This window comes from Pseudomonas sp. Irchel s3h14, assembly GCF_900187425.1.
Classification (GTDB): domain Bacteria; phylum Pseudomonadota; class Gammaproteobacteria; order Pseudomonadales; family Pseudomonadaceae; genus Aquipseudomonas.
This window is the reverse complement of record NZ_FYDJ01000008.1, coordinates 100,837-119,079: the sequence shown is the minus strand read 5'-3', so window position 1 is coordinate 119,079 and position 18,243 is coordinate 100,837. Positions and strand designations below refer to the sequence as shown.

16 protein-coding genes are annotated in these 18,243 nt (G+C 60.1%); 9 read left to right on the top strand and 7 right to left on the bottom strand.

Annotated features, from left to right (window positions below):
* The first annotated feature begins 231 nt into the window (after window positions 1-231).
* From CKW16_RS17525 to CKW16_RS17510, 4 genes are all read left to right on the top strand, one after another.
* On the top strand, window positions 232-1,494 hold the full coding sequence (locus tag CKW16_RS17525; RefSeq protein WP_095129467.1) for an ATP-binding protein: 1,263 nt from the start codon (window positions 232-234) through the stop codon (window positions 1,492-1,494).
* Complete coding sequence (locus tag CKW16_RS17520) at window positions 1,487-2,053, top strand: response regulator transcription factor (RefSeq protein ID WP_008148925.1); 567 nt, start codon at window positions 1,487-1,489, stop codon at window positions 2,051-2,053. The genes CKW16_RS17525 and CKW16_RS17520 overlap by 8 nt, the downstream gene beginning before the upstream one ends.
* Before the next feature lie 97 nt (window positions 2,054-2,150).
* The gene (locus tag CKW16_RS17515; RefSeq protein WP_095129466.1) at window positions 2,151-3,878 is read left to right on the top strand and encodes an ABC transporter ATP-binding protein/permease; all 1,728 of its coding nucleotides are present in this window, start codon (window positions 2,151-2,153) and stop codon (window positions 3,876-3,878) included.
* Between the two features lie 97 nt (window positions 3,879-3,975).
* Window positions 3,976-4,725, top strand: coding sequence for a FadR/GntR family transcriptional regulator (locus CKW16_RS17510; protein WP_046045828.1), 750 nt, complete (start codon window positions 3,976-3,978; stop codon window positions 4,723-4,725).
* A gap of 128 nt (window positions 4,726-4,853) precedes the next feature.
* On the opposite strand, the gene CKW16_RS17505 is transcribed toward CKW16_RS17510, so the two are convergent.
* Window positions 4,854-5,045, bottom strand: a complete 192-nt coding sequence (locus CKW16_RS17505) for a hypothetical protein (protein WP_095129465.1) — start codon at window positions 5,043-5,045, stop codon at window positions 4,854-4,856.
* 14 nt (window positions 5,046-5,059) lie between these two features.
* Complete coding sequence (locus CKW16_RS17500; protein ID WP_095129464.1) at window positions 5,060-6,376, bottom strand: phospholipase; 1,317 nt, start codon at window positions 6,374-6,376, stop codon at window positions 5,060-5,062.
* Between the two features lie 238 nt (window positions 6,377-6,614).
* On the opposite strand from CKW16_RS17500, the gene kdgD reads away from it, so the two are divergent.
* The 5 genes from kdgD (at window position 6,615) to CKW16_RS17475 (ending at window position 13,167) form a co-directional block, all read left to right on the top strand.
* A complete protein-coding gene (gene kdgD, locus CKW16_RS17495) occupies window positions 6,615-7,526 on the top strand; it encodes a 5-dehydro-4-deoxyglucarate dehydratase (RefSeq protein WP_008148911.1) in 912 nt (303 codons plus the stop codon).
* Between the two features lie 74 nt (window positions 7,527-7,600).
* Window positions 7,601-9,046: an aldehyde dehydrogenase family protein gene (locus tag CKW16_RS17490; protein WP_095129463.1), complete on the top strand. Its 1,446-nt coding sequence runs from the start codon at window positions 7,601-7,603 to the stop codon at window positions 9,044-9,046.
* A 79-nt stretch (window positions 9,047-9,125) separates the two neighbouring features.
* On the top strand, window positions 9,126-10,493 hold the full coding sequence (locus tag CKW16_RS17485) for an MFS transporter (RefSeq protein ID WP_010463380.1): 1,368 nt from the start codon (window positions 9,126-9,128) through the stop codon (window positions 10,491-10,493).
* Window positions 10,494-10,504: 11 nt separating this feature from the next.
* Window positions 10,505-12,058: a galactarate dehydratase gene (garD, locus tag CKW16_RS17480; RefSeq protein WP_046045834.1), complete on the top strand. Its 1,554-nt coding sequence runs from the start codon at window positions 10,505-10,507 to the stop codon at window positions 12,056-12,058.
* 167 nt (window positions 12,059-12,225) lie between these two features.
* On the top strand, window positions 12,226-13,167 hold the full coding sequence (locus CKW16_RS17475; RefSeq protein ID WP_095129462.1) for an AEC family transporter: 942 nt from the start codon (window positions 12,226-12,228) through the stop codon (window positions 13,165-13,167).
* Window positions 13,168-13,314: 147 nt separating this feature from the next.
* Here the strand turns inward: CKW16_RS17475 and CKW16_RS17470 are convergent, their stop codons facing one another.
* From CKW16_RS17470 to gatA, 5 genes are all read right to left on the bottom strand, one after another.
* Complete coding sequence (locus CKW16_RS17470) at window positions 13,315-13,695, bottom strand: carboxymuconolactone decarboxylase family protein (protein WP_095129461.1); 381 nt, start codon at window positions 13,693-13,695, stop codon at window positions 13,315-13,317.
* Window positions 13,692-14,753 (bottom strand): calcium/sodium antiporter, encoded by a 1,062-nt coding sequence (locus CKW16_RS17465; protein ID WP_095129460.1) that lies wholly within the window; start codon window positions 14,751-14,753, stop codon window positions 13,692-13,694. The genes CKW16_RS17470 and CKW16_RS17465 overlap by 4 nt, the downstream gene beginning before the upstream one ends.
* A gap of 50 nt (window positions 14,754-14,803) precedes the next feature.
* Entirely contained in the window at window positions 14,804-15,178 is a 375-nt protein-coding gene (locus CKW16_RS17460; protein ID WP_095129459.1) for a septal ring lytic transglycosylase RlpA family protein, read from the bottom strand.
* Between the two features lie 149 nt (window positions 15,179-15,327).
* Window positions 15,328-16,773: an Asp-tRNA(Asn)/Glu-tRNA(Gln) amidotransferase subunit GatB gene (gene gatB, locus CKW16_RS17455; RefSeq protein WP_095129458.1), complete on the bottom strand. Its 1,446-nt coding sequence runs from the start codon at window positions 16,771-16,773 to the stop codon at window positions 15,328-15,330.
* Between the two features lie 10 nt (window positions 16,774-16,783).
* Window positions 16,784-18,235, bottom strand: coding sequence for an Asp-tRNA(Asn)/Glu-tRNA(Gln) amidotransferase subunit GatA (gatA, locus tag CKW16_RS17450; protein WP_095129457.1), 1,452 nt, complete (start codon window positions 18,233-18,235; stop codon window positions 16,784-16,786).
* Window positions 18,236-18,243 lie beyond the last annotated feature (8 nt).

The window sequence follows — 18,243 nt, the reverse complement described above, 5'->3', positions numbered from 1 at the left end:
AGGTGGCTGCTTCCCAGCCAATCGCGGGCAAGCCTTGCTCCTACAGGTGACGGATGTGCAGAAGATGTGTGCACGACGCAAACCTGTAGGAGCAAGGCTTGCCCGCGATGGCGATCTGGCAGGCGCCGAGTAACGTCCCCGCCTGTGGCCGTTTGCCGCACTTTTGCCTGCCAGCCCCCGTGCTTGGTTATACTCCGTGCGATCCGCCTGGAGCGCTCATCAGGAGAGCTCATGCTCGCCCCCGTTCAAATCACTTCCGCTACTCGCCAGAATCTCTGGCGGCTGACGTTCATCCGTACATTGGTGTTGGCCGCTCAGGCCGGTTCCGTGGGCCTGGCCTACTGGCTCGACTTGCTGCCGCTGCCTTGGTTCCAACTGGCCGCGACCCTCGGTTGCTCGATGTTGCTGTGCGCGTTCACGGCGATTCGCCTGCGCACCTCATGGCCGGTTACCGAACTCGAATACGCCGTGCAACTGGCCTGTGACCTGTTTATCCACAGTGCCTTGCTGTATTTCTCCGGCGGGTCGACCAACCCCTTCGTCTCTTATTACCTGGTGCCGCTGACCATCGCTGCGGTGACGTTGCCGTGGCGTTATTCGGTGATTCTGTCCGGTATCGCGTTGACGATGTACACCCTGCTGCTGGCGCGCTTCTATCCGCTGCAAACCTTCCCGATCGCTCGGGAAAACCTGCAGGTTTACGGGATGTGGCTGAGTTTCGCCCTGGCCGCGGCGGTCATCACCTTCTTCGCCGCACGCATGGCCGAAGAGCTGCGCCGTCAGGAAGAACTGCGTGCCATCCGTCGCGAAGAGGGCCTGCGCGATCAGCAACTGCTGGCCGTCGCCACCCAGGCCGCTGGTGCTGCCCATGAACTGGGCACGCCGCTGGCGACCATGAGCGTGTTGCTCAAGGAAATGCGTCAGGACCATCACGACCCGATGTTGCAGGACGACCTGAGCGTGCTGCAGGATCAGGTCAAACTCTGCAAGGAAACCTTGCAGCAATTGGTGCGCGCCGCCGAGGCCAATCGTCGATTGGCGGTGGAAATGCAGGACGTCACCGATTGGCTCGATGAAGCCCTGAACCGTTGGCACCTGATGCGCCCGGAAGCCAGTTACCGCTTCCAGCGCTTGGGCCAAGGCACCGTGCCGCGCATGGCGCCGCCGCCAGACCTGACCCAGGCACTGCTGAATTTGCTCAACAACGCCGCCGACGCTTGCCCCGAAGGGCTGCAAGTGACGCTGGACTGGAATGCCGAGGACTTGACCATCAGCATTCGCGACCACGGCGCCGGTGTGCCGCTGGCCATCGCCGAGCAGATCGGCAAACCGTTTTTTACCACCAAGGGCAAAGGTTTCGGCCTGGGCCTGTTTTTGAGCAAGGCCAGCGTGACACGCGCCGGCGGCTCAGTGAAACTCTACAGTCATGAGGAAGGTGGCACGCTTACCGAGCTGCGCCTGCCCCGTGTCGCCCGAGGAGACGAACATGAGTGACGAGATCCAAGTCGAAGGCGAAGGCGAAGAACTGCCGCATTTGCTGCTGGTAGACGACGACGCAACATTTACTCGGGTGATGGCCCGTGCCATGGCCCGCCGCGGCTTTCGCGTCAGCACCGCCGGTTCCGCCGAAGAAGGCCTGACCATCGCTCAGGCCGACCTGCCGGACTACGCCGCGCTGGACCTGAAAATGGACGGCGATTCCGGCCTGGTGCTGTTGCCCAAACTGCTTGAGTTGGACCCGGAAATGCGCGTGGTGATCCTCACCGGTTACTCGAGCATTGCCACCGCCGTCGAGGCGATCAAGCGCGGCGCCTGCAATTACCTGTGCAAACCGGCGGACGCCGATGACGTGCTGGCCGCGCTGCTCTCCGAGCATGCCGACCTCGACACACTGGTGCCGGAGAACCCGATGTCGGTGGATCGCCTGCAGTGGGAGCACATCCAGCGCGTGCTGACCGAACACGAAGGCAACATCTCCGCCACTGCCCGCGCCCTGGGCATGCACCGCCGCACGCTGCAGCGCAAACTGCAGAAGCGTCCCGTTCGTCGCTGAACTTGCGCTGAACGAATGCGGGCCGCTCCTCGCGACAAACCGAACCGATCATCTATGATCGGTTCGAGTGTGTTCTTTTCTTTATCGAGCCTTATCCATGAATCAGAACGCTGAGTATTCCGCGGTCAATGATGCTGTGCGCGGGCAGTTTTTTCGCAAAGTCTGGGCGATGACCACGCCTTACTGGCGCAGCGAAGAGAAGAGCAAGGCCTGGACGTTGCTGATCGCCGTGATCGCGCTGTCGTTGTTCAGCGTGGCGATTTCGGTATGGGTCAACAGTTGGTACAAGGACTTCTACAACGCCCTGCAAAAAAAGGACGAAGCGGCCTTCTGGCAGTTGATCCTGTATTTCTGCGGCATTGCGGCGGTGGCCATTCTTGGCGCGGTGTATCGGCTCTACCTGACCCAGATGCTGACCATCCGCTGGCGGGCCTGGCTCACCGAGAAGCATTTTGCCCGTTGGCTCGACAACAAGAATTACTACCAGCTGGAGCAGGGCGGCTACACCGATAACCCGGACCAGCGGATTTCCGAAGACCTCAATAAATTCACCACCAGCACGCTGGGCCTGGGGCTCGGGTTGATTCGCAACATCGTCAGCCTCGTATCGTTCTCGATCATTTTGTGGGGCGTGTCCGGCAGTATCGAAGTGTTTGGTTTCACGATTCCCGGTTACATGTTCTGGTGCGCGCTGGTTTACGCCGCCGTCGCCAGTTGGCTGACGCATTTGATTGGCCGTCGCCTGATCGGCCTCAACAACAACCAGCAACGCTTCGAAGCCGATCTGCGTTTCTCCATGGTGCGGGTTCGCGAGAATGCCGAAAGCATTGCGCTGTACAACGGCGAGCCTAATGAGAACCGCCGCTTGAGCAGCCGTTTCGGGATGGTCTGGCACAACTTCTGGGACATCATGAAAGTGTCCAAGCGCCTGACTTTCTTTACTTCCGGTTATGAGCAGATCGCCGTGATCTTCCCGTTCATGGTCGCCGCGCCGCGTTACTTCACTGGCAAGATCGAACTGGGTGAGCTGATGCAAATCAACTCGGCGTTCGCTAACGTCCAGGACAACTTCAGTTGGTTCATCACGGCGTACCAGGACCTTGCCGAATGGCGCGCCACCTGTGATCGTCTGCTGAGTTTCCGCCAGGCCATGACCGACAACGAAGAGCGTGCGCCGGCGATTGATGTGCAAAACCATGGCTCGGCGTTGAAGGTGCATAACCTTGGCCTCGATCTGGCCGACGGTCGTCACCTGCTGAGCAACGCCGACATGACCGTGGAGGAGGGTGAACGCGTCATGCTCAGCGGTCGCTCCGGCAGCGGTAAATCCACGTTGTTTCGAGCGATGGGGCACCTTTGGCCGGCTGGCCACGGCAGTATTCGTCTGCCGACGGGGCGTTATCTGTTCCTGCCGCAAAAACCCTATCTGCCGATTGGCAGCCTGCGTGAAGCGCTGAGTTATCCACAGTCTGGCGATACGTATCCGCACGAGCGCTACGTTCATGTGCTGGAAGCCTGCCGTTTGCCGCACCTCGTTGCCCGTCTGGACGAAGCCAATCACTGGCAGCGCATGTTGTCGCCGGGTGAGCAGCAACGTCTGGCCTTCGCTCGTGCGCTGCTTTACGCACCGCAATGGCTGTACATGGACGAAGCGACCTCGGCGATGGACGAGGAGGACGAAGCGTTGCTGTATCAGACCTTGATCGATGAGATTCCGGGCTTGAGCATCGTCAGCGTCGGGCATCGCAGCAGCCTGAAGCGCTTCCATCCACGGCATGTTCGTATCGAGAATGGGCATTTGGTGGATCAAACCGTGACCGCATAAACACCACAACAGGGGCCGGCGTTCGCCGACGGTGATCGTACAACCGCGTTGAGCTATGATGCGGTTTCAGCCGCAACTTTCGAGAAAGACGTTCACCATGGAAAACCCGATCGACGCACCACGCCTCCCTCGCAAGCGCCGCAGCCTCGCTCAGGAACTGGTGACGGTGCTGTCCGAGCAGATCCGCGACGGTCACCTCAAACGTGGCGACAAGTTGCCCACCGAGTCGGCGATCATGGATGCCCATGGCGTCAGCCGCACCGTGGTGCGCGAAGCGATTTCCCGTTTGCAGGCGGCGGGGCAGGTTGAAACCCGCCACGGCATCGGCACCTTCGTGCTCGACACCCCGAGCCCGAGCGGTTTCCGCATCGACCCGGCGACTGTGGTCACGTTGCGTGATGTGCTGGCGATTCTGGAATTGCGCATCAGCCTCGAAGTGGAGTCCGCCGGTCTTGCCGCGCAACGCCGCAGCCCCGAGCAGTTGGCATTGATGCGAGCTGCGCTGGATGCGTTGAATGAAAGTGTTTCCCATGCCAGCGATGCCGTGGCGTCCGACTTCCAGTTCCACCTGCAAATCGCCCTGGCGACGGGCAACCGCTATTTCACCGACATCATGACCCACCTGGGCACGAGCATCATTCCGCGTACGCGCCTCAATTCCGCGCGCCTTGCCCATGACGACCAACAGCACTACATGAATCGCCTGAGCCGAGAGCACGAAGAGATTTACGACGCGATTGCGCGTCAGGATTCGGATGCGGCGCGGGCGGCGATGCGGTTGCATTTGACCAATAGCCGCGAGCGGCTGCGTCATGCGCATGAAGAAGCTGAGGCGCAGCGCGGGTAAGAAGGTATAGATCGTTCCCACGCTCTGCGTGGGAATGCAGCCCGGGACGCTCGGCGTCCCAAAGCGTGACGCAGAGCGTCACAAGAGGCATTCCCACGCGGGAGCGTGGGAACGATCAGGTGAGTGGTTCAGCCAGTCGTCAGAATCGAACGATCCACCCGCACCGCAAAATCAGCAGCCCCCCGTTTGGCATCAAACGCCACATACCCATGCTCATCCACCACCGCCCGCGCAATCACCACCCCCTTGGCCAACAACTCCAACGGCGCACCTTTCAGCGATTGGCCAGAAGCCAGTTCCAGTTTCAATTTGATAGTCATCATCGATCTCCTTATCAGGCAACGTTGCCAGTGGGTTTGTAATCCTTGAGCAGCAAATAAGTGCTCCAGCCCCACCAGTCATCCACGGTGGCGGTGTCGTTCAGGTTGTTAACATCCTTACGTCGCAGCACCTTGTTGCCCTCGACCTTGAACAGCGGCGAGAAATTACCCGTCGGGTTCAGCACTGCTTGAAGATCAGGCAGTTTTTTCAACGCAGCAAAGCTGCCGGCCGACGGGGCGATTCCACTGAGATAAGCCGCGAACACTTCATCCGCAGACACCTGAACCGCTTGATTCACCTGGGTGCGATTGGCGCTGTCGATGGCATCGAAGTAGCGTTTGTCCCCATACGCGCGCCATTGATCGCCGTTGCCATTGCGCACGTTGAGACCGAACTTGCTGTCTTCGTCGTGCATGAAACGCGTGATCAACGAACCCAGATCGCTCGGCGTGACCACCGCTGCCAATTGCTTGCGCGGCACTCGCAGGTGGCCGGCGGAAAACAGGTCGGTCAGGTAGTGATCGGCAAAAGCGTTCATCGCATAGGCCAGCTCCAGCTGCTTTTCATCGCCACTGGCGTGGGCCAGCACCGCTTGTTGCACCGCCGCGGTGTGCCCGGCGATATAGGCCAGCAGCGCCCATTCGGCGAAGTGATCGGCATTGTTGGCGGCCAGTTTCAGGTAGCGGCCAAATGGAAACAGCGCCGAGACGACACTGCCGCCGCCGGTGATCTTGTTCCACTCTTCCGACAACGTATCACCGAGGGCGTCATAAGCCTCGTGAGGTTGTTTACCGTCCTTGATCGCCTGCTTGATTGCGGCGATTTCCTTTTGCATCACGCCGAGGATCAGCTTGGCCTCAGCGTTAGCAGCAGGCAGCACGGCCAGCGAGTTGAAGGCATTGGTAAACCGCTGGATTCGGTCGGCGCCTGTCGCGCCTTCGCTGATCGGTTGATCGGGAATTCCATAGAAATCACCCCCCAGCGCAATGACCTGGCCATAGGTCAGCGCCAGCCCATTGGGCAAATGCAGCTCCACCTGTGAAGCGGGGATAGCCGGTGCATCCTTGACGAAACGCAGCAGGGTGCTGTCGCCGATGGCGGTGTGTTCACCACCCTCGAACCTCAGCTGTGGCTTGCCTTTCAGGGCTTTGTCGGAGGCTGTGGGCAGAGGTGCAGGAAGGGGAGTCGTAGGGTTGTGATGATCAGCAATCTGCAAGACCACGTGTCGGTTTTCCCCGATGAGAGGGATGCCATGCTCGGTAAAAAGATCATCCAGTTCGGCGATGACCTGTTTCGGTTTTTCCTTCGGTTGTGCGTGTAGACCTGACATTTCTATCTCCTTGATATGTCGTCGATACGATCAAAAAATAACTGTATGTATATACAGTTATCTGGATCATAGATGAGAAATTTCCTACGTCAAGAAAATACTTTTCCGACTCAAATTCTGCGGTTGGCGATGAAATGCAGTTGACGGTTATTATTTAAGTTGTACGATGACCTACAACTTCGGCGAAGGCTGAACGGTTTCCTCACACACATACGTCGCTATCCAGGGTGTTCGAATAATGAATCCACAAGAACTGAAGTCCATCCTCTCTTCCGGTCTGTTGTCTTTCCCGGTTACCGATTTCAATGCTCAGGGCGACTTCCATCGCGCGGGCTACATCAAACGTCTCGAATGGCTGGCCCCATACGGCGCCTCGGCATTGTTCGCCGCGGGCGGCACCGGTGAGTTCTTCTCTCTGGCGGCCAGCGAGTATTCGGAAATCATCAAGACTGCCGTCGACACCTGCGAAACCAGCGTGCCGATTCTGGCCGGCGTTGGCGGTTCGACTCGTCAAGCCATCGAATACGCACAGGAAGCCGAGCGTCTGGGCGCCAAAGGCCTGTTGCTGCTGCCGCACTACCTGACCGAAGCCAGCCAGGACGGCGTTGCCGCCCACGTTGAAGCCGTGTGCAAATCGGTAAAAATCGGCGTGGTGGTTTACAACCGTAACGTCTGCCGCCTGACCGCGCCGCTGCTGGAACGTCTGGCCGAGCGCTGCCCGAACCTGATCGGCTACAAGGATGGCCTGGGCGATATCGAGTTGATGGTGTCGATCCGTCGCCGCCTCGGTGATCGCTTCAGCTACCTGGGCGGTTTGCCGACCGCCGAAGTCTACGCCGCAGCCTACAAGGCACTGGGCGTGCCGGTTTATTCCTCGGCGGTGTTCAACTTCATCCCGAAAACCGCGATGGATTTCTACCACGCCATTGCCCGCGAAGATCACGCCACCGTCGGCAAGATCATCGACGACTTCTTCCTGCCGTACCTGGACATCCGTAACCGCAAAGCGGGCTACGCGGTGAGCATCGTCAAGGCCGGGGCAAAAATTGTCGGCTATGACGCAGGTCCTGTGCGTGCGCCGCTGACCGATCTGCTGCCAGAAGAGTACGAAGCTCTGGCCGCGCTGATCGACAAGCAAGGTGCGCAGTAACACATCCGATTAAACAAGGCCGCTGAGTATTCAGCGGCCTTTTGTGTGAGGACTTCTTTTTTAGGGGAAAGCCCGTGGCAAATGCAAAGCGTTTTAATAACTACATCAACGGTGAATGGGTTGCGGGTAGCGATTACTCCAATAACATCAACCCGTCCGAACTGACCGATACCATCGGCGAATACGCCAAAGCCGATCTGGCTCAGGTCCACGCCGCCATCGACGCCGCTCGCGCCGCGTTCCCGGCCTGGTCCACGTCGGGCATTCAGGCACGTCACGATTCCCTGGATAAAGTAGGCACTGAAATCCTCGCCCGCCGCGAAGAGCTAGGCACCTTGCTGGCTCGGGAAGAGGGCAAGACCCTGCCCGAAGCCATCGGCGAAGTGACTCGCGCCGGTAACATCTTCAAGTTCTTCGCCGGTGAATGCCTGCGTCTGTCCGGCGACTATCTGCCGTCGGTACGTCCGGGTGTGAACGTCGAAGTGACTCGCGAAGCGCTGGGCGTGGTCGGTCTGATCACACCATGGAACTTCCCGATCGCGATCCCTGCGTGGAAAATCGCCCCGGCCCTGGCCTACGGCAACTGCGTCGTGCTGAAACCGGCCGATCTGGTGCCAGGTTGCGCCTGGGCGCTGGCCGAAATCATCTCCCGCGCAGGCTTCCCCGCCGGCGTGTTCAACCTGGTGATGGGCAGCGGTCGTGTGGTTGGCGATGCGCTGGTGCAGAGCCCGAAAGTCGACGGCATCAGCTTCACCGGTTCCGTGGGTGTCGGTCGTCAGATCGCAGTCAACTGCGTGTCGCGCCAGGCCAAGGTTCAGTTGGAAATGGGTGGCAAGAACCCGCAGATCATTCTCGACGACGCCGACCTCAAGCAAGCGGTCGAGCTGTCGGTACAGAGCGCGTTCTACTCCACCGGCCAGCGTTGCACGGCCTCGAGCCGCTTCATCGTTACCGCCGGGATTCACGACAAGTTCGTTGAAGCCGTGGCTGAGCGCATGAAGTCGATCAAGGTCGGTCACGCGTTGAAAGCCGGCACCGACATCGGCCCGGTCGTCTCGCAAGCGCAGCTTGAACAGGACATGAAGTACATCGACATCGGCCAGTCCGAAGGTGCACGTCTGGTCAGCGGCGGTGGTCTGGTGACCTGCGATACCGAAGGCTATTACCTCGCGCCAACCCTGTTTGCCGACAGCGAAGCCGCGATGCGTATCAGCCGCGAAGAGATCTTCGGCCCGGTGGCCAACGTGGTTCGCGTCGCGGATTACGAGGCCGCGCTGGCCATGGCCAACGACACCGAATTCGGTCTGTCGGCGGGCATCGCCACCACGTCGTTGAAGTACGCCAACCACTTCAAACGCCACTCCCAGGCCGGGATGGTAATGGTCAACTTGCCGACGGCGGGCGTGGATTACCACGTTCCATTCGGTGGGCGTAAAGGTTCATCCTATGGGTCCCGCGAGCAAGGTCGCTACGCGCAAGAGTTTTACACGGTCGTGAAGACTAGCTACATCGGCTCCTGACAGGAAACACCGCGGTATCGGCATCGATACCGCAACAGTTTCACCCGCGCATAAAAATAATCAGTGGGAGTACATCTACATGCAAGCGACCAAGCCGACCCACGTCCGCTATTTGATTTTGCTCATGCTTTTTCTGGTGACCACGATCAACTATGCCGACCGGGCTACCATCGCCATCGCAGGCTCCAGCCTGCAAAAAGACCTCGGCATCGACGCGGTCACCCTCGGTTATATCTTCTCTGCATTCGGTTGGGCCTACGTGGCCGGGCAAATTCCCGGTGGCTGGTTGCTGGACCGTTTCGGCTCGAAAAAAATCTACGCGCTCAGCATCTTTACCTGGTCGTTGTTCACCGTGCTGCAGGGCTATGTCGGTGAGTTCGGCATGTCCACGGCGGTGGTTGCGCTGTTCATGCTGCGCTTCCTGGTGGGTCTGGCCGAAGCGCCATCCTTCCCCGGTAACGCACGCATTGTGGCGGCCTGGTTTCCGACCGCTGAACGCGGTACGGCGTCTGCGATTTTCAACTCGGCGCAATACTTCGCCACGGTGCTGTTTGCGCCGCTGATGGGTTGGATCGTTTACAGCTTCGGCTGGCAGCACGTGTTCATCGTCATGGGCGTGATCGGCATCATCTTCTCTGGGATCTGGCTGAAGGTGATCTACAGCCCGCGTCAGCATCCGATGATCAATGACGCCGAGTTCAAGCACATCGCCGACAACGGCGGCATGGTCGACATGGACCAGGACAAAGGCAAAGGCAAAAAGGGAGACGGTCCGAAGTGGGACTACATCCGCCAGTTGCTGACCAACCGCATGATGCTCGGTGTGTATCTGGGCCAATACTGCATCAACGGCATCACCTACTTCTTCCTGACCTGGTTCCCGGTGTACCTGGTGCAAGAGCGCGGCATGACCATCCTCAAGGCCGGTTTCATCGCCTCGTTGCCGGCGATCTGCGGCTTCATTGGTGGCGTGCTCGGCGGCGTGATTTCCGACTACCTGCTGCGCAAGGGCCATTCCCTGACCTTCGCCCGCAAGGCGCCGATCATTGCTGGTTTGCTGGTCTCCAGCAGCATCGTGGCCTGTAACTACGTGGACGTTGAATGGATGGTCGTCGGCTTCATGGCCCTGGCATTCTTCGGTAAAGGCGTGGGTGCGCTGGGTTGGGCCGTGGTGTCTGACACCTCGCCAAAACAGATTGCCGGTCTCAGCGGTGGCTTGTTCAACACCTTCGGCAACATCGCTTCGATCACCACCCCGATTGTCATCGGCTACATCATCAGCTCCACCGGTTCGTTCAAATGGGCGCTGGTGTTTGTCGGTTGCAACGCCCTGGTCGCGGTGTTCAGCTACCTGGTGATCGTCGGTCCGATCAAACGTGTGGTACTCAAGGAGCCGCCAGTCAGCGGTCCTGAAACCAATAACAAATTGTCTCAAGCGCATTCCTGAGGAGCGGCGTCATGCAGTTGATTGAACATTCCGACTCGCCGCGCTACATCCGCCTGCACGAGCGGGACAACGTAGTGATCGTGGTCAATGACCAGGGCGTGCCGGCCGGTACCGAGTTTCCGGACGGCCTGGTCACCGTGGATTTCGTGCCACAGAGCCACAAGGTCACCCTGGAAGACATTCCCGTGGGTGGCCAGGTGATTCGTTACGGCCAGACCATTGGCTACGCGTTGCAGCCGATTCCGCGCGGCAGCTGGGTCAAGGAAGATCAACTGCGCATGCCCACCGCGCCACCGCTGGACAGCTTGCCGCTGTCCACCGAAGTGCCGGCGGCGCAGGCACCGCTGGAAGGCTTCACGTTCGAGGGTTATCGCAACGCCGACGGCACCGTTGGTACGCGCAACATTCTCGGGATCACCACGACGGTTCAGTGCGTCACCGGCGTGCTGGACCATGCGGTCAAGCGCATCAAGGACGAGTTGCTGCCCAAGTATCCGCACGTTGATGACGTGGTCGCGCTGACCCACAGCTACGGCTGCGGCGTGGCGATTACCGCGACTGACGCGTACATCCCGATCCGTACCGTGCGCAACCTGGCGCGTAACCCGAACCTGGGTGGCGAAGCCTTGGTGATCAGCCTGGGCTGCGAGAAATTGCAGGCCGGGCAGGTGATGCACGAGAACGACAGCTCGGTGGATTTGAGCGATCCGTGGTTGTACCGCTTGCAGGATTCGAGTCACGGTTTCACCGAGATGATCGAGCAGATCATGGCGCTGGCCGAAACCCGTTTGAAGAAGCTCGATCAACGTCGCCGGGAAACCGTGCCGGCGTCCGAGCTGATTCTCGGCATGCAGTGCGGCGGTAGCGATGCGTTTTCCGGTATCACTGCCAACCCGGCGCTGGGTTATGCCTCGGACCTGTTATTGCGCGCGGGTGCGACGGTGATGTTTTCCGAAGTCACCGAAGTGCGCGATGCGATTTACCTGCTGACTTCCCGTGCAGAGACTGAGGAAGTTGCTCAGGAACTGGTTCGGGAAATGGACTGGTACGACCGTTACCTGGCCAAGGGCGAAGCGGATCGCAGTGCCAACACCACACCGGGCAACAAGAAGGGCGGGTTGTCGAACATTGTCGAGAAGTCCTTGGGCTCGATCGTCAAATCCGGCAGCAGCGCGATCAACGGCGTGCTTGGCCCGGGCGAGCGCTTCAAGCGCAAAGGGCTGATCTTCTGTGCAACCCCGGCCAGTGATTTTGTCTGTGGGACGTTGCAATTGGCGGCGGGGATGAACCTGCATGTGTTCACTACCGGGCGTGGCACACCTTACGGTTTGGCGATGGCACCGGTGGTGAAGGTGTCGACCCGGACCGAGCTGGCGCAGCGCTGGCCAGACCTGATCGACATCGATGCCGGACGGATTGCGACCGGGCGGGCCTCGATTGAAGACCTCGGCTGGGAGTTGTTCCACTACTACCTGGATGTGGCCAGCGGCAAGAAGCAGACGTGGGCAGAGAAGCACAAGCTGCATAACGACATCACCCTGTTCAACCCGGCGCCGATCACGTAATGATCGTTCCCACGCTCTGCGTGGGAACGCAGCCAGGGACGCTCTGCGTCCCAAAGCGTGACGCAGAGCGTCACAAGAGGCATTCCCACGCAGAGCGTGGGAACGATCCGGGTGAAAGTGGCTTATCATTAGCCCCCTAACGACGCTCACCCAAGGTTATCCCCGGCATGCTGGCTATCTTCCTCGAAACCCTGAACATCACCGCGCCGGTGTTTGCCATGCTGTTTCTGGGTGCGCTGCTCAAACGCATCGACTGGATCAACGACAATTTCATCCACACTGCATCGGCCCTGGTGTTCAACGTCACCATGCCGGCGCTGTTGTTTCTGGGCATCCTGCATGCCGACCTGCACGCCGCGTTGCAACCGGCGCTGCTGATCTATTTCTCGCTGGCGACGCTGGTGTGTTTTGCCATCGCCTGGGGCTGGGCAATCTGGAAGTGCCCGCGGGAAGACCGGGGGATTTACACCCAAGGCGCATTTCGCGGCAACAATGGGGTCATCGGGCTCGCACTGGCGGCGAGCATGTACGGCGACTACGGGATATCCCTCGGGGCGATTCTCGCGGCGTTGGTGATCCTGTTCTACAACACGCTCTCGACCATTGTGCTGGCGGTGTACAGCCCGGTGATCAAGTCCGACCCCTGGAGCATCTGCAAAAGCGTGATGGTCAATCCGCTGATTATCAGCGTGTTTGCGGCGGCGCCGTTTGCCTACTTCCAGATCGGCTTGCCGGGATGGCTTGAGAAGTCCGGCCAATACCTGGCGCAAACCACCTTGCCGTTGGCGTTGATCTGTATCGGGGGCACGCTGTCGCTGGCGGCACTGCGCAAAAGCGGCAACATGGCGCTGAGCTCAAGCCTGGTGAAGATGATCGGCCTGCCTGTGCTGGCGACGCTGGGGGCGTGGCTCTGGGGCTTTCGTGGTGCGGAGTTGGGGATTCTGTTCCTGTACTTCGGCAGCCCGACCGCCGCGGCCAGTTTTGTCATGGCCCGTCAGGCCAATGGCAATCATGAACTGGCGGCGGCGATCATCGTGATCACCACGTTGATGGCGGCGGTCACCACCAACATCGGGATCTTTCTGTTGCAGTGGGGCGGGTGGATTTAGCCTTCAGGATTTGCTGTGTTTTGTCGGGCCTCTTCGCGAGCAAGCCCGCTCCCACATTTGACCGAGTTCCTCCAGAAAGAATGCGATTAATGTGGGAGCGGGCTTGCTCGCGAAGACGGCCGAACAGTCGCTGCAGTTCTTGGCGACTTATTCCGGCTTCTGGTAGGTATCGATCACTTCCTGCGCCGCCCGAAACGCATCGATGGCCGCCGGTACACCGGCATACACCGCGCAATGCAGCAGCGCTTCACGAATCTCTTCCACGGTGCAGCCATTGTTCAGCGCACCGCGCACGTGACCTTTCAATTCCTGCGGGCACTTCAACGCGGTCAGGGCGGCGAGGGTGATCAGGCTGCGGGTTTTCAATGGCAAACCTTCGCGGTTCCAGACGCCGCCCCAGGCGTGCTCGTTGACAAAATCCTGCAGCGGTTGCGTGAACTCGGTGGCATTGCCCAGCGCGCGGTCGACGAAGGCGTCGCCCATCACTTGGCGGCGGACTTCAACGCCAGGCTTTTTATTATCGGTCATGGCAATTCCTTATTGTGGTGTTGGCGACGCCAGGCGCGCAGCGACGTGAACAGCAAAAACGCCATCAGCGCCGGCAGGACAAAAAACAGCATCAGGTGTTCAAGCTTGCCGGCCAGCGGCATGCCGGTGGTGAACGACACCACGTGCAGACCGTAAGCCAGATACAAACCCAAAAACAGCAGACCTTCGGCGCGGGTCACCCGGTAACCGGAATAGAACACCGGCAGGCACAACACCGCGACGCCGAGCATCACCGGCAAGTCGAAATCCAGGGCGTTGGGCGACACCGACAGCGGCGATGGCGCGATCAACGCGGTGAAGCCCAGCACGCCCAAGAGGTTGAACAGGTTGCTGCCGATCACGTTGCCCACGGCGATGTCGCGCTGACCGCGCAAGGCGGCGATCAACGACGTGGCCAGTTCCGGCAGGGAGGTGCTGACGGCGACGATGGTCAGGCCGATGATCCGCTCCGACAATCCCAGATCGGTCGCGACCGAAACCGCCGCGCCCAACAGCAAGTGCCCGGCGTAGACCAGCATCGCCAAACCCACGACGATCATCAGCAGACTGCTGATCCATGGCACTTGCGGGACTTCGTGGGTGGTCGATTGTGGACGGACCGAGTGTCGTGACTGGCGCAGCAGCAGGCCCAGATACAGCACCAGTGCCGCCAGCAGCAGCACGCCATCGACGCGGGTCAGTTCTTCGTTCCACGCCAATACGAACACCAGCAGGCTGGCGCCGATCATCAGCGGAATATCCAGGCGCACCAGTTGCCGTGAAACCCGCAGCGGGATGATCAGCGCCGAGAGTCCGAGGGTGACGAGGATGTTGAAGATGCTACTGCCGATCACGCTGCCGACGGCGATGTCGGCGTTCTGCGCCAAGGTCGCTTGCAGGCTGACCGCCATCTGCGGTGCGCTGCTGCCGAGGGCGACGATGGTCAGGCCGATAATCAGCGGTCGTACATGCAGGCGCGCGGCGAGGCGCACGGCGGCGCGCACCATCAACTCAGCGCCGGCGATCAGCAACAGCAAACCGCTGAGCAATTCAATCACGCTGATCAGGGGTATATCGGCAAGTCCGAAAATGGTTGGCGCTCCGTCTATCAGTCGTCGAGGGCTTGCACGCGAACCTTCGCGGTGCCACTGCGCAGCATGCCCAACTGTTCGGCCGCTTCACGTGACACGTCGATCAGGCGTCCACGAGAGTATGGCCCGCGGTCGTTGATGCGCACCACGCAGGACCTGTCGTTATTCAGGTTGGTAATCTTCACCCGGGTGCCGAACGGTAACTGGCGATGGGCGGCGGTCAGGGAATTCTTGTTGAAACGCTCGCCACTGGCGGTGCGTTTGCCATGGTGCTTGGCGCCGTAATACGAAGCTACGCCGGTCTTGTCGTAGCCGTGTGGATCGATGGCATCGGTGCTGGCGCAACCGGCCAGCAGAGAGAGCAGGGCGCAGGCACTGAGCAGACGTTTCATTCGAAGGTTTCCACATACAAATGTGGGAGCGGGCTTGCTCGCGAAGAGGGCATCACATCCAACATCAATGTTGACTGATACACCGCATTCGCGAGCAAGCCCGCTCCCACAAGGATCAGAGCCAGTTTTGAGTGCTGGCTCCATTCTCATCAGCCTTCGAGCTTGCTTTTGAGCAGTTCGTTAACCTGTTGCGGGTTGGCCTTGCCTTTGGAGGCTTTCATGGCCTGGCCGACGAAGAAGCCGAACATCTTGCCGCGTTTGGCTTCGTCTGCCGCGCGGTACTGTTCAACTTGTTCGGCATTGGCCGCGAGCATTTCGTCCAACACAGCCGAGATCGCACCGGTGTCGGTCACTTGCTTCAAGCCGCGCTTGTCGATGATCTCGTCCGCGCTGCCTTCGCCGTTGGCCATGGCTTCAAACACCACTTTGGCGATTTTGCCGGAGATGGTGTTGTCGGTGATGCGCAGCAGCATGCCGCCCAGTTGCTCTGCCGAGACCGGCGACTGGTCGATGTCCAGGCCCTGTTTGTTCAACAGACTGCCCAATTCAACCATCACCCAGTTGGCCGCCAGCTTGGCGTCGCCGCCGATGCTCACGACTTTCTCGAAGTAATCGGCTTGCTCGCGGCTGGTAGCCAGGACGCTGGCGTCGTAGACCGACAGACCGAACTGCGCCTGGAAGCGCTCGCGTTTCTGCGGTGGCAGTTCCGGCAGGGTGGCGCGCACGTCGTCGAGGAACGAGTCTTCGATGACCACCGGCAGCAGGTCCGGATCGGGGAAGTAACGGTAGTCGTTGGCTTCCTCTTTGCTGCGCATCGGACGGGTTTCGTCCTTGTTCGGATCGTACAGACGGGTCTGCTGGATCACCCTGCCGCCGTCCTCGATCAGTTCGATCTGACGTTGCACTTCGGTGTTGATCGCCTTCTCGATGAAACGGAACGAGTTGACGTTCTTGATCTCGCAGCGCGTGCCGAATTCAACCTGGCCTTTCGGACGAATCGACACGTTGCAGTCGCAACGCAGCGAACCTTCAGCCATGTTGCCGTCGCAAATGCCAAGGTAACGCACCATCGCGTGGACAGCCTTGACGTAAGCCACGGCTTCCTTGGCGCTGCGCATGTCCGGCTCGGAAACGATTTCCAGCAGCGGCGTGCCGGCACGGTTCAGGTCGATGCCGGTGGCGCCGCTGAATTCTTCGTGCAGGCTTTTACCGGCGTCTTCTTCCAGGTGCGCGCGGGTGATGCCGACGCGTTTGACCGTGCCGTCTTCTAGCGCGATGTCCAGGTGGCCTTTGCCAACGATCGGCAATTCCATCTGGCTGATCTGGTAGCCCTTGGGCAGGTCCGGGTAGAAATAGTTTTTACGGGCGAACACGTTGTGCTGGCCGATCTCGGCGTCAATCGCCAGACCGAACATCACTGCCATGCGCACCGCTTCCTGGTTCAGCACCGGCAATACGCCAGGCATACCGAGGTCAACCAGGCTGGCCTGGGTGTTCGGCTCGGAACCGAAAGTGGTGGAGCTACCGGAAAAGATTTTCGACCGGGTGGTGAGCTGGGTGTGAATCTCCAGCCCGATCACGACTTCCCATTGCATGTGTTTCTCCTCAGAAGCCGGTTGGGGTGCGGGTGTGCCAGTCAGTGTTGAGCTGATACTGGTGGGCAACGTTCAACAGGCGACCTTCCTGGAAATACGGGGCGAGCAATTGCACGCCGACCGGCAGGCCGTCGACAAAACCGGCTGGCATGGACAAGCCCGGCAGACCGGCGAGGTTGGCGGTAATGGTGTAGACGTCTTCGAGGTACGCAGCGACCGGGTCGCTGCTCTTGGCGCCAAGCTTCCAGGCCGGGTTCGGCGTGGTTGGGCCGAGGATGATGTCGACCTCATTGAAGGCAGCCATGAAGTCGTTCTTCACCAGGCGGCGAATCTTCTGCGCCTTCAGGTAGTAAGCGTCGTAATAACCGGCCGACAGCGCGTAGGCGCCGACCATGATCCGGCGCTGCACTTCCGCGCCGAAACCTTCACCACGGGAACGCTTGTACAGGTCTTCCAGGTTTTTCGGGGCTTCGCAGCGATAGCCGAAACGCACGCCGTCGAAACGCGACAGGTTGGAAGAGGCTTCCGCCGGGGCAATCACGTAGTACGCAGGAATCGCGTGCTGCATGTTCGGCAGGCTGATTTCCTTGATCACGGCGCCGAGCTTTTTCAGCTCTTCGACACTGGCCATAACCAGGTCGGCAATGCGCGGGTCGAGACCGGCGCTGAAATACTCTTTAGGGACGCCGATGCGCAGGCCTTGCAGCGAACCGTTGAGGCCGGCGCTGTAATCAGGCACGGGCTCGTCGATGCTGGTGGAGTCTTGCGGGTCGAAACCGGCCATGCCTTGCAGCAGGATCGCGCAGTCTTCGGCGGTGCGGGCCAGAGGGCCGCCCTGATCGAGGCTGGAGGCGTAGGCGATCATGCCCCAGCGCGAAACGCGACCGTACGTCGGTTTCAGGCCGGTCAGGTTGGTAAACGCGGCCGGCTGGCGGATCGAGCCGCCGGTGTCGGTCGCGGTGGCGGCCGGCAACAGACGAGCGGCAACGGCCGCAGCCGAACCACCGGACGAACCGCCGGGCACGTGTTCCAGGTTCCACGGGTTTTTCACCGCGCCGTAGTAGCTCGACTCGTTGGCCGACCCCATGGCGAATTCGTCCATGTTGGTCTTGCCCAGCGTCACGGCACCAGCGGCGGCCAGCTTGGCGACCACGGTGGCGTCGTACGGTGCTTTAAAGTTGTCGAGCATCTTCGAGCCGCAGCTGGTGCGAATGCCCTGGGTGCAGAACAGGTCTTTGTGGGCGATCGGCGCACCGAGCAGGGCGCCGCTCTCACCATTGGCCCGGCGTGCGTCAGCGGCTTTCGCCTGCTGGAGCGCCAGGTCTTCGGTGAGGCTAATGAAACTGTTGAGCTGAGGGTCGAGCTGGGCGATACGCGCCAGCAGGGTTTTGGTCAGCTCTTCGGAAGAAAACTTTTTATCGGCGAGACCGCGGGCGATCTCGGCCAGAGTCAATTGATGCATTGCAGGCT